Consider the following 17,575-nt stretch of genomic DNA (forward strand, 5'->3'; position numbering starts at 1 on the left):
CGGCGTTCTGGGAAACACCTGAGCGGAGTGTTACAGGGGTCACAATCGAGCTTCACGTGAGCGCCGCAAACTTGAGTGATCGTAAAGTGAAGCTAATGCCCATCTGCACCAGTAACCGCATGGGCCTCACCGCCAACACTCACCTGGCACCTCCCAGCCCGACACGAAGCGATAACGTGTGTGCAACGCCACACGAAAGGGCACTTCTGTGACAACTGCCTCCTCCGGTCCTCTCGCGGGCATCCGCGTCGTCGAACTCAACGGCATCGGCCCCGGCCCGCACGCCTGCATGATGCTCGCCGATCTCGGGGCCGACGTTGTGACCGTCATGCGACCCGGCGAGCTCCAAACCCAAGTCGGCGGCTGGGCGCACATCACTCGTCGCGGCCGGACCGTGGTGGAGGCCGACCTCAAGAGCGGTGAGGGCCTGTCGCAGGTGCGCGGGCTCATCGCCAAGGCCGACGTGCTGGTCGAGGGGTTCCGTCCCGGGGTCACCGAGCGGATGGGCCTGGGTCCGGACGAGTGCCTCGAGATCAACCCGAAGCTGGTCTACGCGCGGATGACCGGCTGGGGCCAGCACGGCCCGCTCGCACACACCGCAGGGCACGACCTCAACTACATCTCCCTCACCGGGCACCTCAACGCGACCGCCCGCAAGGGCGAGCGCCCGGTGCCGCCGCTCAACCTGGTCGGCGACTTCGGCGGCGGTTCGATGTTCCTCATCCAGGGCATCCTGGCCGCGATCATCGAGCGCTCCACCTCGGGCGAGGGTCAGGTCATCGACGCCGCCATGACCGACGGCGCCTCGGTGCTCGGCCAGTTCCAGTGGGCGATGCGTGCCCGCGGTCAGTGGTCGGACGTCGCCGGGACCAACATGCTCGACACGGGCTACCCCTTCTATGACGTCTACACCTGTTCCGACGGCAAATACATGGCCGTGGGCTGCCTCGAGCCGCAGTTCTACGCCGAGTTCGCCCGGCTGCTCGGCGTCGACGGCGAGGGCATGCCCGGCCAGTTCGACATGGATCGCTGGGACGAGCTACGCGAGCTGATCGCCGGGAAGTTCGCCGAGAAGACCCGCGACGAGTGGGCCGAGGTGTTCTACGGCACCGACGCGTGCACGACGCCGGTCCTCACCTACACCGAGGCGCTGGACCACCCGCACAACACCGCCCGCGAGACGTTCGTCGAGGTCGCCGGCGACGTGGGCCCGGCACCCGCGCCGCGTTTCTCCCGCACCCCGGCGCCCCGGGTCCCGGCGGCGCCGCCGCGTGAGGTCACCGCGGTCGACCAGGTGTGGGCCTGACCCGTGGGTGATCCGGTCACCGGTCCCGAGGCCGCGGGTGCAGACGCCCGCGGTCCCGGTGGGGCCCGCGTCGCGGGCGTGGTGCTCTCCGTGGACCCCGCCTCCGGCGAGCCTCCCTTCCGTCAGCTCATGTCCCAGATCGTGGAGGCTACCCGACGCGGAGTTCTCACGCCCGGTACGAGGTTGCCCGCGGTTCGCACGCTCGCGGAGGACGTGGGGATCTCCACGGCCACCGCGGCCAAGGTCTACCGCGAGCTCGAGGACGGCGGTGTCCTCGAGGGACGCGGCCGCTCGGGGACCTTCATCGCCGAGACCGACGCGGCGGCCGCCGCCCTCGCCCGCGCGGCGGAGTTGTTCGCCGACCGCGCCGCGGCCGCCGGTGCAGGGGTCGAGGACGCCGTGGACGCCGTCCGCACCGCCTTCGCCCACCGCGCGTGACCCCGCCGGTTCGCTCCCGAACTGGCGCGCCGCCGGTTCTCGCGCCCTACGGCCCGAATGTCGATGCACTCGAGGTAGGGGCGGGTGCGATAGTGGGGACATGAGAACGACCAGAGCTTTCGCAGCCACCCTCGCCCTGACCACGGCGGTCTCCGTCGCCGCGGCACCCGCCCACGCGGCGCCGACCGAAGCTTCGTCGGCCAGCGTGCACTACATCGCCCAGGAATCGGGTTCGCTCGAGGGCGGCTCGCTGGACAACCCGGTCGTCGGCGCGGGACTGGTTCTCCTCGCGGGCCTGGGCGTCTCGGCTGCTCTGGCCGTGAGCGCGGGAATCGCCGGCGGCGCCTTCGAACTCCCGCAGATCCCGGGCCTGCCCTTCTGACCCGAGTGGCAGCTCCCATCGCTCCCCGGGCGCGCCGGGGTCACCCCAGGATGTCGCGCCGCACCACGTTCTGGTCCCGGCCCGGGCCCACGCCGATGTACGACATGTGGCAGCCGGCCAACTCCTCGAGCCGCAGGACATAGTCGCGGGCCTCGGGTGGCAGGTCGCCGAACTCGCGCGCCCCGGTGATGTCCTCTTCCCAGCCGGGCATGGTCTCGTAGATCGGCTGGGCGTGGTGGAAGTCGGTCTGCGTCATGGGCATCTCGTCGTGACGGACGCCGTCCACGTCGTAGGCCACGCAGATCGGGATCTCGCCGATGCCGGTGAGCACGTCGAGCTTGGTGAGGAAGTAGTCGGTGAAGCCGTTGACGCGCGCGGCGTACCGGGCGATCACGGCGTCGTACCACCCACAGCGGCGGGTGCGGCCGGTGTTGACGCCCACCTCACCGCCGGTGACCTGCAGGTACTCGCCCCACTTGTCGAACAGCTCGGTGGGGAACGGCCCGGCGCCCACGCGGGTGGTGTACGCCTTGACGATGCCCAGCGAGTGGGTGATCTTGGTGGGCCCGATCCCGGAGCCGACGCACGCGCCGCCGGCGGTGGGGTTGGACGAGGTGACGAACGGGTAGGTGCCGTGGTCCACGTCGAGCATGGTGGCCTGGCCGCCCTCCATGAGGACGGACTGGCCGCGGTCGAGGGCCTCGTTGAGCATGAGCGTGGTGTCGCAGACCATAGGCCGCAGGCGGTCGGCGTAGGACAGGAAGTACTCGACCATCTCCTCGACCTCGACCGCGCGGCGGTTGTAGATCTTCACGAGGATCTGGTTCTTGAGGTGCAGCGCGCCCTCGATCTTCTGTCGCAGGATCGACTCGTCGAACACGTCCTGCACGCGGATGCCCACGCGGGAGACCTTGTCGGCGTAGGTGGGGCCGATGCCGCGCCCGGTGGTGCCGATGGCCTTCTTGCCGAGGAACCGTTCGGTGACCTTGTCGAGCGCCTGGTGGTACGGCGCGACGAGGTGGGCGTCGGCGGAGATCCGCAGGCGGGAGGTGTCGGCGCCGCGGGCCTGCAGCCCCTCGATCTCGTCGAACAGCGCCTCGAGGTTCACCACCACGCCGTTGCCGATCACGGGTACTGCGGTGGGCGAGAGGATGCCGGCGGGCAGGAGCTTGAGTTCGTACTTCTCGCCGCCCACGACCACGGTGTGGCCGGCGTTGTTGCCACCGTTGGGCTTGACCACGTAGTCCACGCGGCCGCCCAGGATGTCGGTGGCCTTGCCCTTGCCCTCGTCGCCCCACTGGGCGCCGATCAGAACGATCGCTGGCATGGTTCGCTTTCACCTCGAAAAGAGTCGTCTACACGGTGAGGGACGGACACCTTCTCGTGATTCCGCGCACACCAGCACTCCAGATTAGTCTTCTGACCGCTCTCACCCTAGTCGCCGACCCCCCCGCGCCCTGTGCAGTCTCACGGGCGTTCCGGGCAGGAGCTGCGAGATCCGGTCGGCGCTGTGGGAGGTGAGGACGCCGATCACGGGGTAGCCGCCGGTGACGGGGTGGTCGGGGCCGAACACGACGGGGCGGCCGTCGGCGGGGATCTGGACGGCGCCGCGCACCATGCCCTCGCTGGGGATCTCGCCCCTGGACAGTCGCGGTACGGGCCGGGCGGGGTCGATGCGCACGCCCACCCGGTCGGCGTGGCCGCTGACGTGGCCGGTCGCCGCGAGGACGTCCCACGCCTCGGGTGGGAAGAGGTCGTCGCGCGGGCCCGGGATGACATCGAGGTCGACGGGTTGGCGGGCGTCGGTGCCGCCGACGGCCGCCTGCCATCCGTCCGCCCACGGGCCCACGACCGCGTCGCCGACGTCGAGGACGTCCCCGACGGTGACGGGCGGCGGGCCGAGCCCGGACAGGGTGTCACGGGATCGGCTGCCCAGCACCGGCGGCACGTCGATCCCCCCGCGCACGCCCACGTAGCTGCGCACCCCGGCGACGGGCCGGCCGATCTCCAGCGTGGACCCGGTGTCGAGGCGGAGGACGTCGCCGGTGGCGGCGGTGCGTCGGGATCCGTCGGGGGTGACGACGACGACGAGGGCGTCCGCCCCCGTGACCGCCACGATCGCGGGGGCGTCCGTGAGGACGCTGAGCCCGCCGAGCAGCACCTCGAGCACCGCGGCGGCGGGGTCGGTGCCGACGGCCCGGAGAGCGGTGGCGGCGGCGGCGCGGTCGGCGGCCCCGGAGGCGGTCACCCCGAGGTCGGCGTGTCCGGGGCGGCCGAGGTCCTGCAGGAGGACGGCGGGCCCGGCCCGGAGGACCAGCAGGCTCATCGGTCCGCGCCCGGGTGACCGGGGCCGCCGGAGCCGCCGGCGTCGCGGAACCGCACGACCGTTCCGGGCGTCAGCAGGGCCGGGTCGGAGCGGTCGACGTCCCAGAGCCGGGCGTCGGTGGTGCCGATGAGCTGCCACCCGCCGGGCGACGCACCGGGATAGACGGCGCAGAACCGGTCCGCCAGGCCCACCGACCCGGCCGGCACCCGCGCCCGCGGGGACGGAAGCCGTGGAACGGTTGGCAGGGGTCGCGGCTCGGCGTGGACGCGCTGCTCGCCTCCGCGCGCGTCCGGGTTGCGAGCGCCGAGCTCCCGCGCGTCCACGAGGTAGGCGAATCCGGGCGCGAACCCGCCGAACGCGGCCCGCCAGGCGATTGCCGTGTGGGTCCGCACGAACGCCTCGGTCGACAGCCCGGCCAGGTCGGCGACGGCGTGCAGGTCGGGCCCGTCGTAGCGGACGTCGAGGATCACCTCGGCCGCCCCACCCGCGGCCCCGACCCCGCCAGCGTCCCCGACCCCGCCAGCGGCCCCGACCCCGCCCGCGGCCCCAGGATCCGCTACTCCCCCTCCGGATCCGCTACCCGCATAGGGGTAGCGGATCCGGTCCCCGGGTAGCGGATTCTGGGTGGGGGGCGGCTCCTCGGAGAGGAGGGCCTCGACCCGCCGCCGCAGCCCGGGCAGCGCCGAGGCCTCCCGCGCGGTCACCAGCACGGTGCGGGCCGCCGCGACCACGTCGACGGCCTCCGGCCGCAACCCGCGAACCCTCCCGGCGAGCTGCACCGCCTCTGCCAGACCCGCACACTCGAGCAGCAGCGCGGCCTCTCCACAGCGGCGGATACTCGTCGTCGTCATCTCTCCCCCGCCGGCGCGAACGGCGCCAACGACACGCCGGAGGCCACGAGAGCCGACCGCACCCGGCGCGCCAGGTCGACGGCTCCAGGGGTGTCCCCGTGAACGCAGATCGACGCGGCCTCGACGACGACCGGCGAGCCGTCCGAGGCCGTGATCTCCCGCCCCGTGGCCATGGCCACCACCCGGGCGGCGACCTCGTCGGCGTCGGTGATGACGGCTCCCGGCTCGCCGCGCGGCACGAGGGTGCCGTCGGGTCGGTACCCGCGGTCGGCGAACGCCTCGGTCACGGCCCGCACGCCCGCCTTCTCGGCCTCAGTCAGGACCGCCGCACCGGGCAGGCCGAGGATCGGCAGCGGGTCCTCGTCGGCGACCGCGGCGTAGGCCAGGACCGCGTCGACGACACCGGCCGCCTGCTCGCGATCGTGGACGATGCGGTTGTAGAGGGCCCCATGGGGCTTGACGTAACGTACCCGCGAGCCGTGGCGTCGCGCGGCCATGTCGAGCTCGATCAGCTGGAACGCCACGATGCGGGCGACCTCCTCGCGACCGAGGTCGTGATCGACGCGACCGAAGTTCTCCGCGTCGCGGTACGAGGGATGCGCGCCCACGGCCACGCCCCGCCCGGCGGCCGCGACGACCGTCGCGTTCATCGTGGGCCGGTTGCCGGCGTGGAAGCCGCACGCGACGTTGGCGGAGGTCACCACGGCCAGCAGGGCGGCGTCGTCGGGATCGGGCCCCGCGTGGGGCGCGAGCGAGGCCGCCCACCTCGGGGTGCCGCGGCGGGCCTCCCCGAGGTCGCAGTTGAGATCGATGCTGCCGCGATCGATGTCGTGCGCCGGTGCTTGCACACCTCCATCCTGCCCCAGGTTCGCCACCTCCGGCGGCTGCGGTCATGATGGAGGTCATGATCGTCATCCGCTGCGGCTCCGCGCCGGTCCCGACGGTCCTCGGCGAACACCCCCGCATCGAGGTCAGTGCGGTCCCCACCAAGGACGAGGTCGCGCGCGCGCTCTCCGAGGTCGGCACCCGCCGCCGGCTGGTCGTGTGCGGCAGCGACGCCGGACTGGCCGCGCTCCTCACCCGACTCATGCGCACCGAGAATCTCGACATGGAGATCGCGTACGTCGCCGACGAACCGACACCGGCCACCAAGGCGTACGGCCTGCCGACCGGCTCGGAGGCCGCCAAGCTCGGCGTCCGGGGCAGTGCCCGCGAGGTACCCCTCGTGCGCGACGACACCGGGACCGCGCTCGTGGGCGAGGCCACCGTCCGCGGCCCCGAAGGGGGCCACCTGGTGGGCGAGGCCTACGCCGACGACAACCGGGTCTTCTCCGGCGAGATCGACACCCTCACCGTCCGCCCGACGCCGGACCTGCCCGGCGTCGTCGCCACGGCCGCCCGCCCCCGCTGGCTGCGACGACGGCCGTGGCTCGCTGCCCGCGCGGTCCAGCTGGGGACCGAGGCCGGCCTTCTCACCCGCGACGGGGTCACCGGCCGGAGGGCCATCAAGAGGACGACCTTCTACCGTCATACCGAGCCATGGAGGCTCGTGTCGCCCTGAACGGCGGCATCTCCGGCGCGGGCCGGTCCGGCGAATCCGGCCACTCCTCCTTGAGCAGCTCCGGCGACACGGCCGGCGTCCGCACCGTCGGCGGCAGCGTGGCCAGTGCCGAGATCTTGCTCAGGCCCGCCACCTGCATCACGTCCACGAGGATGGACCGGATCTGGGCGAGCATCACCATCTCTGTCATGCCGGAGCCGATCACCAGCTCCCGCTTGGCCCGCGCCGACACCGCGCGCAACTCCCGCAGCACCGTCGCGGCACCGGGTGCGTCGGGGTCGGCGGCCACCCGCTGGGCGAGCAGCTCCACCGCGTCGGCGAGCGCGGCCAGCAGTGAACTGAGCGCGGGCGGGACGTCGACCTGGTCGTCCACGGCCACGATCGCCCGCCGCGCCAGCACGCGGATGTTGCGGATGCCGTTGTCGAGCGGGTTGAGGATCCGGCTCAGCTCCACCTCCTCCGGACGGCGCCGGCGGTAGAACGGCGAGATCCGCACCAGCTCCCGGGCCCCCGCGAGCTGCTCCTCCAACGCGTCGATCGCCGGCTGGGTGTCGCGGGCGTCCTGCAGCGCCTCGCGGATGCGGTCGGAGTCGCGGCGGTCCAGGCCCTCGGCGACCTCCGCCAGGACCGACGAGGCCACGCCGAGCAGCGACGCCGCCTCGCGCCGGGCGCGCCGCAGCGGGTGCACGGGAACGAGCGACATCGCCACCAGTGCGACGACACCGCCGACGGCGGCGTCCGCCATCCGCTCGTAACCACCCGCCGAGCCGGGCGGCAGGATCGTGGCCACGAGTATCGCCGACGACGCCGCCTGCGTCCCCACGAGCGCGCCCCGGTCGAGGAACACGGCCGCCGACATCGCCAGCACCACGACCGCGGCGATCTGCCACGGTCCGGAGCCGATCTGCGCGATGATCAGATCGCCCAGGCCGACGCCCACCACGACGCCGATCACCAGCTCGATACCGCGGCGAACCCGCCGGCCCATCCCGGTGCCCAGAGCGATGGCCGCCGCGATGGGCGCGAAGAACGGGGCGGGGTGGCCCAGCACGTCAAACGCGATGTACCACGCGATCCCGGCGGCCAGGCCGCACTGCAGGATCGGCAGGAACGCGTACGCCAGTCGCCGGGTCCGCGTCCTCAGGGGAACCGGCAGCGCCGCGTAGACGCCCAGCGCGCGGGCGTCCAGGCGGTCACGCCAGGCCGAGAGGCGCGGCGGCGTGCGGGTCCGACTCATTGATCAGGTCCAGGCAACGGATGTACTCGTCTTCCTCGCCGATCGACTGCGCGGCTCGGGCCAGCGCCGCGACCGCGCGGAGGAATCCGCGGTTCGGCTCGTGGTCGTACGGCACCGGGCCGAAGCCCTTCCAGCCGTGGCGGCGCAGCTGATCCAGCCCGCGGTGGTAGCCGGTTCGGGCGAAGGCGTACGCGGTCACGGCGTCGCCGGCGTCGAGTGCGCGCTCGGCGAGCTCGGCCCACGCGATCGACGCCGCCGGATGGTCGGCTGCGACCCTGAGGGGGTCCTCGCCCGCGGCGAGGGCGTCCTCCGCCTCCGGATCGCCGGTCAGACGGGTGGGCGGGGGGCCGAGGAGATCTCCGAACTGGGTCATGCCGACCATTGTCCACGAATTGCCGCCTCCGTTCCCCCGGCGGGCGAACGGGCGCGGGACGGGCGACCGACCGGAGAGCGCACGGCGAGCGTTTGCTATGGTGAGAGCCCTGCGGCGCCCCACGACGGGCGTCGCGGTCGCGTTGCCGCAGGCCGCACTGACCGCCGCCGCGACGCGGGGTCGATGGTCCGGTGTCGAGGCCCGGAGCGCGCGGAGCCCCCTCCGCCGACGCCCCGCCTCCACCGAACGTCTCTGCCCGAGACGAACGAGAGGCCGGTGACGGCCGGAAGGAATGTAGTTGTCTAATCAACGAATCGCCATCTTCGGAGCCGGCCCCAGCGGCATCGCCGCCCTGCGGGCCTTCGAGTCCGCGCAGCGCGCGGGCGCCTCGATCCCCGAGATCGTCTGCTACGAGAAGCAGGACGACTGGGGCGGCCAGTGGAACTACAGCTGGCGCAGCGGGATCGACAAGTACGGCGAGCCGGTGCACTCCTCGATGTACCGCAACCTGTGGTCGAACGGCCCGAAGGAGGCCCTGGAGTTCGCCGAGTACACCTTCGACGAGCACTTCGGCCGGCCGATCCCGTCCTACCCACCGCGCGAAGTGTTGTGGGACTACATCGACGGCCGCGTGCGCCGATCGAAGGTCAAGGACCAGGTGCAGTTCTCCACGGCCGTGCGCTGGGTGGACTACGACCGCGACCAGGACAACTTCACCGTGACCGTGGAGAACCTCCGCTCGGGCCGCACCACCACCTCCGAGTTCGACCGCATCATCGTCGCCACCGGCCACTTCAGCTTCCCCAACGTGCCCGGGTTCGAGGGCATCCACACCTTCCCCGGCTCGGTCCAGCACGCCCACGACTTCCGCGGCGCCGAGAACCTGGCGGACAAGCGGGTCCTGCTCGTCGGCGCCTCCTACTCCGCCGAGGACATCGGCGTGCAGGCGTTCAAGATGGGCGCCCGCTCGGTGACGATGTCCTACCGCACCCGGCCGATCGGCTACGACTGGCCGGACGGCATGGAGGAGCTGCCGCTCATCGACCGCTTCGACGGCAGCACGGTCCACTTCACGGGCGGCGAGACGCGGGAGTTCGACGCGGTGATCCTGTGCACCGGCTACCTGCACAAGTATCCGTTCCTGCCCGCCGACCTCGCACTGCAGTCGCCGAACAACATCTACCCTTCCGGCCTGTACCGGGGCGTGGTGTGGCAGAAGAACCCGCGCGTGTACTACCTCGGCGCCCAGGACCAGTGGTTCACGTTCAACATGTTCGACGCGCAGGCCTGATACGTCCGCGACCTCATCCTCGGGCGTACGCCGCTGCCGTCGGCGCAGGACCGGGCCGCGCACATGCGGGCCTGGCGCGACCGCTTCCAGAAGCTCGACGGTGACGCCGACGAGGTGCGGTTCCAGGCCGACTACATCCGCGACCTCATCGACGCGACCGACTACCCGGAGTTCGACCTCGACGAGGTCGTCCGGATCTTTCTCGCGTGGAAGGACGACAAGGCCGCCAACATCCTCACCTACCGCGACAAGCCGCACCGTTCGGTCATGACCGGCACGATGGCCGCCGAGCATCACACACCGTGGCTGCGCGAACTGGACGACTCGATGGTGCGATACCTGTCGACCCCCACGCGTAGCGAGCTGGAGCAGATGGTCGTGGACGGCGCGCCCGCCGAGTCCACCACGCGCTGACCGCCGGACCCGGGGATGAACACTCGATGACGCCTCGGCGATAACCGGGGCGCGGGGGCGGTCGATCGGTCACGCTGGTCACATGACCGACTCTGTTGCCGATCCCTCCGGGTCCCGCGCGGGCCTCGGCCGGCGCTCCCTCCTGCGGGCGGGGGCGCTGGCCGGGGCGGCGGTCGGCGCCGGGGCCCTCACCGGTCGCGCCGCGTCGGCGTCCGCCGCGGCGGGCGGACCCGCCACCGGGGACGCCGCGGGTGGGCCCGCTTCGACGGTGTTCCGGCACGGCGTCGCGTCCGGCGACCCGATGGCGGACCGCGTCATCCTGTGGACGCGCGTCACGCCGACAGAGCAGGCGGCCCCGGGGTCCGGGATCGGAGACCTCGTCGTCGTCGACTGGGAGGTCTCGACCGACCCGGGCTTCGCCACCATCGTCCGATCGGGCACGGTCACCACCGACGCCGGCCGCGACCACACCGTCAAGCTCGACTGCGCAGGCCTCGCGCCGGACCGGTGGTACCACTTCCGGTTCCACGCACTCGGCCAGACCTCACGCACCGGCCGCACGCGCACCGCCCCAGCCGACGGTGCGATGCCCTCCACCGGCCGCTGGCGCGTCGGCGTGGTGTCGTGCTCCAACTGGGAGGCCGGGTTCTTCGCCGCCTACCGCCACCTCGAGGCGCGTGGCGACCTGGACGCGATCATCGAACTCGGCGACTACATCTACGAGTACGGCCGCGGCGAGTACACGGCCGCCGCCGGCGCGGTCCGCCCGCACGATCCGCCGCACGAGATCGTCACCCTGGCCGACTACCGGATCCGCCTGGCGCAGTACCGCACCGACCCCGACCTGCAGTCCCTGCACGCGCACGTGCCGTGGATCTGCACGTGGGACGACCACGAGGTGGCCAACAACTCGTGGGAGCACGGCGCCGAGAACCATCAGCCGCACGAGGGTCCGTTCGCCGACCGCAAGGCCGCGTCCGCGCAGGCCTACTTCGAGTGGATGCCGGTGCGGCCTGAGTCGTTGCGCGACGGCGGGCACCTCTACCGGCGCCTGCGGTGGGGCGCGTTGGCCGAGCTGAGCATGCTCGACCTGCGCTCGTACCGCTCGGAAGATCCGGGCCGCTTCAACGGCCGCGCGACCGATCAGACGGGCACCATGACGGGCGCCGAGCAGTTCGACTGGCTGGCCCGTGGGCTGGCGTCGTCGACCGCCCGCTGGAGCGTCATCGGGAACTCGGTCATGGTCACCCCTGTGTTGATCCCGCCCCTGGACGTGCGGACAACCGGCGCGCTCACCGAGCTGCTCGGCATTCCGCGCGAGGGCATCACCTACAACTCCGACCAGTGGGACGGCTACGCCGGCGAGCGCCGCCGCCTGTTCGAGGTGATCCGGGCGACCGGCCACCGTAACCACGTCTTCCTCACCGGCGACATCCACACGTCGTGGGCGAACGAGGTTCCGCTCGACGCCGCCGACTATCCGGGCGCCGGCACGGGCGCGGTCGAGTTCGTCACCCCGTCCGTCACGAGCAACAACATCAACGACATGGTGGGCATGCCGGAGGGCAATCCCCTCTCCCAGGCCGCGCAGGGCGCGCTGACCGGTGTGAACCGCCACGTGCGGTGGGCCGACCTCGACCGCCACGGCTTCACGGTGGTCGAGTTCACGACCGGCTACGCGCACGCCGACTTCTGGGCGCTCGTCGCGCGCGAGGACCCGGCGAGCGGCGCGTATCCCATGGCCAGTTGGCGTTCGCCGCACGGCTCGGACCGTCTGGAGCCGGCGGGTCCGCTGCCCTGAGCGTCGGCGGGCGCCCGGGGCCCCTGTCCCTCCCCTGAATTTCAGGTCGGTCGGCTACCGTGGCGGGTCGACGCGGCCCGTCCGGGGCCGCGACGGGTGTCTTTGGAGTAGCGGATGACGACGACGAGCCAGCAGCCCCCCGCCGGAGATCCGGGTCCCGGGGGGCAGCCGGGCGGTGGCCCGGGGGGTGGGGCACGTCCGTCGGATGGCGGGCGGGGCGGTCGCCCGGGTCGGGGTGGTGTGCTCGCGACGGTGGCCGTGGTGGCGCTGGTCGTGGTCGCCGCGGTCGCGTGGGTGTTCCTGGCCGGGCCGTTGTCGTCGTCGGGGCGGGCCGAGCGGGCTGTGGCCGAGACGCTGGAGCAGATGAGCTCGGCGGAATCGTTCGACGAGTTCAACAGTCATATGTGTGCGGAGAACCGGGTCCCGCAGGAGCTGGTGGACACGATCACCGCGTCGAGCGAGGCGACGGGGCCGGATCTCGATTCGATGTTCCGCGAGTCGATCGCGGGCTCGTTCCCGGAGGACCTCGAGGTGACCGGGGTCGAGATCGCGGACGGCGGCGCGGAAGCGATGGCGACGGTCGAATCCGAGTCGGACGGGTCCGGTCCGGAGCAGGTGCGGATGCGCGACGAGGACGGCGCCTGGAAGCTGTGCCAGCCCGGGGTCGGAATGGGCTCGGTGCCCGAGGGCCAGCAGCCGGGCTGATCGGCTCCGCCCGGTCACGCCGGCCGCCCTGGGCGTTCTGGGCGCTCCGGCGACGTCGGCTGCTCCGGCCTGTCGCCGCGGGAGGTGGCGCGCAGGGCGCGTTCGGCGCCGGGTGGGTTGGTGAGGTGGCCGTCGTCGGCGATGAGGCGGTCGAGGTGGTGGTGCCAGCGGTGGTCGAGGATGCGGTCGCGGGCCTGGGCCAGGGGGCCGTGGGGTCGGGTGTGGTGTTCGTGTCCGGTCTCGGTGATGATGGTCAGCTCGCCGAGGGGTCCGGGTCGGTAGGCGCAGTGGCCGAAGGTTTTCTCCCGGTGGTGCTTGCGGCACAGGCACACCAGGTTCCACTCGGCGGTGGGCCCGCCGAGCTCGGGGCGCTGGTGGTCGAAGGCGATGACGTGGTCGATCTCGCAGTCGTGGGCGTCGACGGTGCACCCCGGGTGGCGGCAGGTGCCGTCGCGCAGGCGGATCCGTTCGGCCAGGGCGGGGCTGATGCGGTACTTCAGCGCCGCCTCGGGGGTGTCCTCGGTGCCCGGTTGCGGGTCGAGCAGTTCGAACCGGACCTTGGCGTCGCCGCCGGAGAGCAGTTCCTCGCAGAGCCAGTCGAAGCTGGCGTAGGCGCCGGTGACGAACTCGACGCGGTTGGGCATGCCCCGGGTGATGCTGTTGATCACGGAGATGCGGATCGGTTGGTCGGTGCCCCACGAAGCCCCAGGCCGCGCACGACCCGCGCCAGCGCCAGCGTCGGCGGCGGCGGCGTCGGCGGCGGCGGCGGCCGTGCCGGCGTCGGCGGGGTGGTCGGGTAGGGGGTCGGCGATGTCGGTGGTGTTGGGATCGCCGAGGGCGACCAGGGCGTCGGCGCGTAGTTGGTTGCGGGTGCGGGGATGGCCGGACTCGGCGGCGGCGCGGGCGACGGCGTCGATGCGGCGGCGTAGTTTCTCGGCGTCGCCGGAGGGCAGGTGGGCCCACATGCTGGTCATGCCGTCGCGTTCGGGGCGGAACCGCACGGTGCGCTTGTCGGCGGCCGCGTCGACGGCATCGCCGGCGCCTTGGGGGTCGTGGCGTTCGCGGGAGGCGTCGACGGTGGTGTCCAGGGCGGTGCGGCTCGGTCGGTGACCGCCGGCCAGGTCGCGGGTCAGGCGGGCCACGACATCGGATTCGACACCGCCGATGATGTCGTCGGGAATGCCGGCCAGGCGGCAGGCGGCGTCGATGGCCAACTGCTCGGGCAGCAGCCCCCGCTCGACGGCCTCGCGCAGGCGGGGCAGGCGGGTGTGGATCTGCACGCCGGCGGTGACCAGGTGGCGGGCGTGCCAGCCGGTCAGGGCCATCGCCGCCGTGAGGTGGTGGCGGGCCCGGTCGGCCGGGTCCAGGCGGGCGTGCGCGGGACGGGTATCGGCACCGGGGCCGCCGTGGGTGGCCTCGTCCAGCGCTGTGAAGCTCTCGACCAGCAGATGCGCGGCATGTAGCCGGGTGGCCCCGGCCAGGTTCTGCGCCAGCGTCACCGACCGCGCCACCTCGCTCAGCGCCGAGGCGTCCAACGACTCCAACGGCTCCCCCACCGCGCGCAGCGCGCCGAGACCGAACGCCCTCGTCGTCGTCGTATCCACCCCGGTCACCCCCCGCCCGCGCCGCATCCTCACTCGAACCTGTGATCGATTCTACCGGCGTGCCATTCATCACACAAGGGTTCGATACAGCCGCCACCCGTCATGCCCGCCGACGACAGCGGCGCCCCTCCCACACGGGAGGAGCGCCGCTGTCCGGGCTTACCGGGCCTACCGAACCGAACCGACAGGGCGAGCCGGGCGAGTCAGGGCGTCAGGCGCCCTTGGACTTGCCCGCCGACTTCAGGTCGTTGCACGCCTCGACGACGCGCTCGGACATGGCCTGCTCCGCCTTCTTGAGGTACGAGCGGGGGTCGTAGGTCTTCTTGTTGCCGACGTCGCCGTCGACCTTGAGCACGCCGTCGTAGTTGGTGAACATGTGCGCGGCGACGGGCCGGGTGAAGGCGTACTGCGTGTCGGTGTCGACGTTCATCTTGATGACGCCGTAGCTCAGCGCCTCCTCGATCTCGCTCTTGGCCGAGCCGGAACCACCGTGGAAGACGAAGTCGAACGGCAGGTCACCCTCGTTCAGGCCCAGCTTCTCGACCGCGACCTCCTGGCCCATCTTGAGGACCTCGGGCTTGAGCTTGACGTTGCCCGGCTTGTAGACGCCGTGGACGTTGCCGAAGGTCGCGGCCAGCAGGTAGCGCTGGCCGGTGTTGCCGGCGCCGAGCGCGTCGATGGTCGCCTCGAAGTCCTCACGCGTGGTGTAGAGCTTCTCGTTGATCTCGTTCTCGACGCCGTCCTCCTCGCCGCCGACGACGCCGATCTCGATCTCGAGGATCTGCTTGGCCTTGGCCGTCTTCTCGAGCAGCTCCTTGGCGATCTCGAGGTTGCGGTCGAGCGGGGTGGCCGAGCCGTCCCACATGTGCGACTGGAACAGCGGATTCTCCCCGCGGTCGACGCGCTCCTGCGAGATCTCGATGAGCGGACGGACGAACGTGTCGAGCTTGTCCTCGGGGCAGTGATCGGTGTGCAGAGCCACGAGGATGTCGTACTTGGCCGCCACCACGTGGGCGAACTCGGCGAGGGCCACCGCGCCGGTGACCATGTCCTTGACGTTCAGACCGGAGCCGAACTCGGAGCCACCGGTGGAGAACTGGATGATGCCGTCGGAACCCGCGTCCGCGAAGCCCTTGATGGCGGCGTTGATGGTCTCCGAGGAGGTGCAGTTGATCGCGGGGTAGGCGAAACCCTCCCGGCGGGCTCGGTCGAGCATGTCCTTGTACTGTTCGGGAGTTGCGATGGGCATGGGGTCTCCTCCGGTGGTTCAGTTCTTGGTGCGGATGGCCTCGGCCGGGGCGCCGGCGCCGCCCGTGACGGCGGGCGCACACCTCCCAGCCTAGGCCAGCCCCACCCCGCGCACCCGGGAGCCGCGCGACACCGCCCTCGACAGGGCGGGGGCGGCACCGCCCCTGGGCCGCCCGTATGTCATCCGGGGAGCAGCGCGGCGAACGCCTCGTCGGCCCGCGCGAGCGCGTCCCGGTCGTACGTGGACGTCGACGCCATGATCTAGTCGGCGCCCGTGCGCTCCACGAGTGCGGCGATCTCCCCGGCCACCTTCTCCGCGTCTCCGTGCACGGCGGTGCCCATCCACTCCTCCATCCGCCGTAGTTGCTGGGGCCGGAACTTCCGGTCCAGGATCTCCTCGACCGGCCGAAGCGGTCCGAACGCGCCGGTCTCGCGCGACTCGGCCATCGCCCACGCCTCCGGCAACAGCAACTCACGGGCCGCGTCGGTCGAGTCGGCGATCATCACCTCGAGGCTCATCACCACATAGGGCTCGGAGTCGGCCCCGTCCGGCCGGAACGCCTCCCGGTAGCGCTCCAGCGGCGTCGGGTCGGCCAGCAAGCGCGGACCGCCGACGACGACCGGCAGACCGGCGCGCGCGGCGACCCCCAGGCCGCGGCCGGTGGCCAGGACGAACATCGGTGGCGGGTCCTCCACCACCGGCAGCGCGGTGACCGGGCCGCGGCCGTGGAGGAAGTCCCGCACGGCGGCGATGTCGCGGTCGAACGCGTCGGTGTCGTACTCGCTCACACCGAGCGCCTCGCGGACCGGGGCGGTGAAGCCGAGCGACCGGCCGACGCCGAGGTCGATGCGGCCCGGGTGCATGGCCTCGAGCACGGCGAACTGCTCGGCCACGACCAGCGGGCGGTGATTGGGCAGCATCACCCCGCCGGAACCCAGGCGGATGCGCTCGGTGCGGGCGGCGGCGGCCGCGATGAGCAGCGGCGGGCTGCCGCTCGCGATGCCGGGCACCGCGTGGTGCTCGGCCGTCCAGTACCGGTGCAGACCCAGGCGGTCGGCGTGTTCGGCGCGCCGGAGTGTCGACTCGACCGCCGAGGCGTGGGACTCGCCGTGACGGGTCCGGGACCGATCCAGCAGGGACAACCGGAGGGTGTCCGGCAGATCGGTGGGTGCCACGCCCCCACCGTAGCGCCGGCGCGGGAAACGAGGCGGGCCCGGCGCGGAAACGAGGCGGGACCCAGTCCCGGGACCCGCGCCCTAATCCACCCCTCGCCAGCGCAGCGCGCCGAGCGCGAGCAACGCCAGGACGACGGCCAACGCCAGAACAAACCGCACCGCGCGCCTCATTCCACGTCCTCCACCCATTCCAGCAGGTCACCGGGCTGACACTCGAGCGCACGGCAGATCGCCTCGAGCGTGCTGAACCGCACCGCCTTGGCGCGCCCGTTCTTCAGCACCGACACGTTGGCGGGCGTCAGGCCGACCTTCTCCGCGAACTCGCCGACGCTCATCTTGCGCTTGGCGAGCTCCACGTCGATCCGCACGACGATCGACATCAGACCACCGTGTCCATCTCGGAGCGCAGTCCGGTGGCCTGCCGGAGGAGGGCGCGCAGGACGACCATGAGCAGCGCCGCGACGGTGATGATGACGACGACGACGAAGAGCAGCAGCGGCAGGCCGGGATCATCCGCCGTGAATCCGACCAGCGCGAGCACCACCACGAGCATGGCCCAGGCGGCGGCGATCGCCCCGAGGATCACGTCGACCCACGTCATGGAGGCGTCGGTGAAGATGCGGTCGGATTCGACGAGGGAGAGCAGTTTCCAGGTGGCCACCACCACGACCTGGATACACACCACCCAGTAGATCGACACGGCCGTGAGCGGCCACCGCAGGTGCGCGGACTCGGAGTTCGTCTCTGCCATGTGGGCGAACTGACCCGGCAGCGACATCACCTCCAGCAGGAGGAGCACGGCGAACAGCACCCCGAGGAGGGTTCGGAGCGGCAGGACCGCCCGCCTTTCGATGTTCATGCA

General features: G+C 72.1%; 16 protein-coding genes and 2 pseudogenes. 7 read left to right on the plus strand and 11 right to left on the minus strand.

Features of this window, described 5'->3' with window-relative positions; translation table 11 throughout:
* Positions 1-208: 208 nt before the first annotated feature.
* From C3V38_RS03625 to C3V38_RS03635, 3 genes are all read left to right on the plus strand, one after another.
* Positions 209-1,306: a CaiB/BaiF CoA-transferase family protein gene (locus C3V38_RS03625; RefSeq protein ID WP_106385113.1), complete on the plus strand. Its 1,098-nt coding sequence runs from the start codon at positions 209-211 to the stop codon at positions 1,304-1,306.
* 3 nt (positions 1,307-1,309) lie between these two features.
* Positions 1,310-1,744: a GntR family transcriptional regulator gene (locus tag C3V38_RS03630; protein ID WP_254426071.1), complete on the plus strand. Its 435-nt coding sequence runs from the start codon at positions 1,310-1,312 to the stop codon at positions 1,742-1,744.
* 100 nt (positions 1,745-1,844) lie between these two features.
* Entirely contained in the window at positions 1,845-2,126 is a 282-nt protein-coding gene (locus C3V38_RS03635; RefSeq protein ID WP_106385114.1) for a hypothetical protein, read from the plus strand.
* Between the two features lie 40 nt (positions 2,127-2,166).
* On the opposite strand, the gene C3V38_RS03640 is transcribed toward C3V38_RS03635, so the two are convergent.
* The 4 genes from C3V38_RS03640 to C3V38_RS03655 all read right to left on the minus strand — a co-directional run bounded on the left by C3V38_RS03640 (position 2,167) and on the right by C3V38_RS03655 (position 6,151).
* Positions 2,167-3,453 (minus strand): adenylosuccinate synthase, encoded by a 1,287-nt coding sequence (locus C3V38_RS03640; protein WP_061229977.1) that lies wholly within the window; start codon positions 3,451-3,453, stop codon positions 2,167-2,169.
* Positions 3,454-3,555: 102 nt separating this feature from the next.
* Complete coding sequence (locus tag C3V38_RS03645; RefSeq protein ID WP_106385115.1) at positions 3,556-4,452, minus strand: biotin-dependent carboxyltransferase family protein; 897 nt, start codon at positions 4,450-4,452, stop codon at positions 3,556-3,558.
* Positions 4,449-5,303 carry an allophanate hydrolase subunit 1 gene (locus C3V38_RS03650; protein ID WP_106385116.1) on the minus strand — a complete coding sequence of 285 codons (855 nt, stop codon included), beginning with the start codon at positions 5,301-5,303 and terminating at the stop codon, positions 4,449-4,451. The genes C3V38_RS03645 and C3V38_RS03650 overlap by 4 nt, the downstream gene beginning before the upstream one ends.
* Positions 5,300-6,151, minus strand: a complete 852-nt coding sequence (locus tag C3V38_RS03655; RefSeq protein WP_106385117.1) for a LamB/YcsF family protein — start codon at positions 6,149-6,151, stop codon at positions 5,300-5,302. The genes C3V38_RS03650 and C3V38_RS03655 overlap by 4 nt, the downstream gene beginning before the upstream one ends.
* 56 nt (positions 6,152-6,207) lie before the next feature.
* On the opposite strand from C3V38_RS03655, the gene C3V38_RS03660 reads away from it, so the two are divergent.
* Positions 6,208-6,864 (plus strand): hypothetical protein, encoded by a 657-nt coding sequence (locus C3V38_RS03660; protein ID WP_106386357.1) that lies wholly within the window; start codon positions 6,208-6,210, stop codon positions 6,862-6,864.
* Here the strand turns inward: C3V38_RS03660 and C3V38_RS03665 are convergent.
* Together C3V38_RS03665 and C3V38_RS03670 are read right to left on the minus strand one after the other, a co-directional pair.
* Entirely contained in the window at positions 6,809-8,101 is a 1,293-nt protein-coding gene (locus C3V38_RS03665; protein WP_106385118.1) for an FUSC family protein, read from the minus strand. The two genes, C3V38_RS03660 and C3V38_RS03665, sit on opposite strands and share 56 nt — an antisense overlap.
* Positions 8,058-8,474: a DUF3151 domain-containing protein gene (locus C3V38_RS03670; protein WP_174705756.1), complete on the minus strand. Its 417-nt coding sequence runs from the start codon at positions 8,472-8,474 to the stop codon at positions 8,058-8,060. Before C3V38_RS03670 ends, C3V38_RS03665 begins: the two co-directional genes overlap by 44 nt.
* A gap of 298 nt (positions 8,475-8,772) precedes the next feature.
* Between C3V38_RS03670 and C3V38_RS03675 the strand changes: the two are divergent.
* The 3 genes and pseudogenes from C3V38_RS03675 to C3V38_RS03685 all read left to right on the plus strand — a co-directional run bounded on the left by C3V38_RS03675 (position 8,773) and on the right by C3V38_RS03685 (position 12,685).
* Positions 8,773-10,179 (plus strand): annotated as a pseudogene (locus tag C3V38_RS03675) (NAD(P)-binding domain-containing protein).
* An 82-nt stretch (positions 10,180-10,261) separates the two neighbouring features.
* Positions 10,262-11,980, plus strand: a complete 1,719-nt coding sequence (locus tag C3V38_RS03680) for an alkaline phosphatase (protein ID WP_106385120.1) — start codon at positions 10,262-10,264, stop codon at positions 11,978-11,980.
* A gap of 240 nt (positions 11,981-12,220) precedes the next feature.
* Positions 12,221-12,685 (plus strand): hypothetical protein, encoded by a 465-nt coding sequence (locus tag C3V38_RS03685; protein ID WP_083324309.1) that lies wholly within the window; start codon positions 12,221-12,223, stop codon positions 12,683-12,685.
* A gap of 14 nt (positions 12,686-12,699) precedes the next feature.
* Here the strand turns inward: C3V38_RS03685 and C3V38_RS03690 are convergent, their stop codons facing one another.
* From C3V38_RS03690 to C3V38_RS03710, 5 genes and pseudogenes are all read right to left on the minus strand, one after another.
* Positions 12,700-14,289: an HNH endonuclease signature motif containing protein gene (locus C3V38_RS03690; protein ID WP_254426074.1), complete on the minus strand. Its 1,590-nt coding sequence runs from the start codon at positions 14,287-14,289 to the stop codon at positions 12,700-12,702.
* Between the two features lie 211 nt (positions 14,290-14,500).
* Positions 14,501-15,538, minus strand: coding sequence for a class II fructose-bisphosphate aldolase (fbaA, locus tag C3V38_RS03695; protein WP_061228946.1), 1,038 nt, complete (start codon positions 15,536-15,538; stop codon positions 14,501-14,503).
* Positions 15,539-15,717: 179 nt separating this feature from the next.
* Positions 15,718-16,713: pseudogene (locus tag C3V38_RS03700) on the minus strand (MsnO8 family LLM class oxidoreductase).
* 167 nt (positions 16,714-16,880) lie between these two features.
* Entirely contained in the window at positions 16,881-17,093 is a 213-nt protein-coding gene (locus C3V38_RS03705; RefSeq protein WP_061228947.1) for a helix-turn-helix transcriptional regulator, read from the minus strand.
* Positions 17,093-17,572, minus strand: a complete 480-nt coding sequence (locus tag C3V38_RS03710; protein ID WP_061228948.1) for a DUF2975 domain-containing protein — start codon at positions 17,570-17,572, stop codon at positions 17,093-17,095. The genes C3V38_RS03705 and C3V38_RS03710 overlap by 1 nt, the downstream gene beginning before the upstream one ends.
* Positions 17,573-17,575: the final 3 nt, after the last annotated feature.

The organism is Dietzia sp. oral taxon 368 (assembly GCF_002999155.1).
Taxonomy (GTDB): Bacteria; Actinomycetota; Actinomycetes; order Mycobacteriales; family Mycobacteriaceae; genus Dietzia; species Dietzia cinnamea.

Coding starts and splice junctions, on each gene's coding strand:
- C3V38_RS03635 (WP_106385114.1), top strand. CDS start 1,845: ATGAGAACGACCAGAGCTTTCGCAGCCACCCTCGCCCTGACCACGGCG.
- fbaA (WP_061228946.1), bottom strand. CDS start 15,538: ATGCCCATCGCAACTCCCGAACAGTACAAGGACATGCTCGACCGAGCC.
- C3V38_RS03650 (WP_106385116.1), bottom strand. CDS start 5,303: ATGACGACGACGAGTATCCGCCGCTGTGGAGAGGCCGCGCTGCTGCTC.
- C3V38_RS03670 (WP_174705756.1), bottom strand. CDS start 8,474: ATGACCCAGTTCGGAGATCTCCTCGGCCCCCCGCCCACCCGTCTGACC.
- C3V38_RS03645 (WP_106385115.1), bottom strand. CDS start 4,452: ATGAGCCTGCTGGTCCTCCGGGCCGGGCCCGCCGTCCTCCTGCAGGAC.
- C3V38_RS03680 (WP_106385120.1), top strand. CDS start 10,262: ATGACCGACTCTGTTGCCGATCCCTCCGGGTCCCGCGCGGGCCTCGGC.
- C3V38_RS03710 (WP_061228948.1), bottom strand. CDS start 17,572: ATGAACATCGAAAGGCGGGCGGTCCTGCCGCTCCGAACCCTCCTCGGG.
- C3V38_RS03665 (WP_106385118.1), bottom strand. CDS start 8,101: ATGAGTCGGACCCGCACGCCGCCGCGCCTCTCGGCCTGGCGTGACCGC.
- C3V38_RS03660 (WP_106386357.1), top strand. CDS start 6,208: ATGATCGTCATCCGCTGCGGCTCCGCGCCGGTCCCGACGGTCCTCGGC.
- C3V38_RS03705 (WP_061228947.1), bottom strand. CDS start 17,093: ATGTCGATCGTCGTGCGGATCGACGTGGAGCTCGCCAAGCGCAAGATG.
- C3V38_RS03640 (WP_061229977.1), bottom strand. CDS start 3,453: ATGCCAGCGATCGTTCTGATCGGCGCCCAGTGGGGCGACGAGGGCAAG.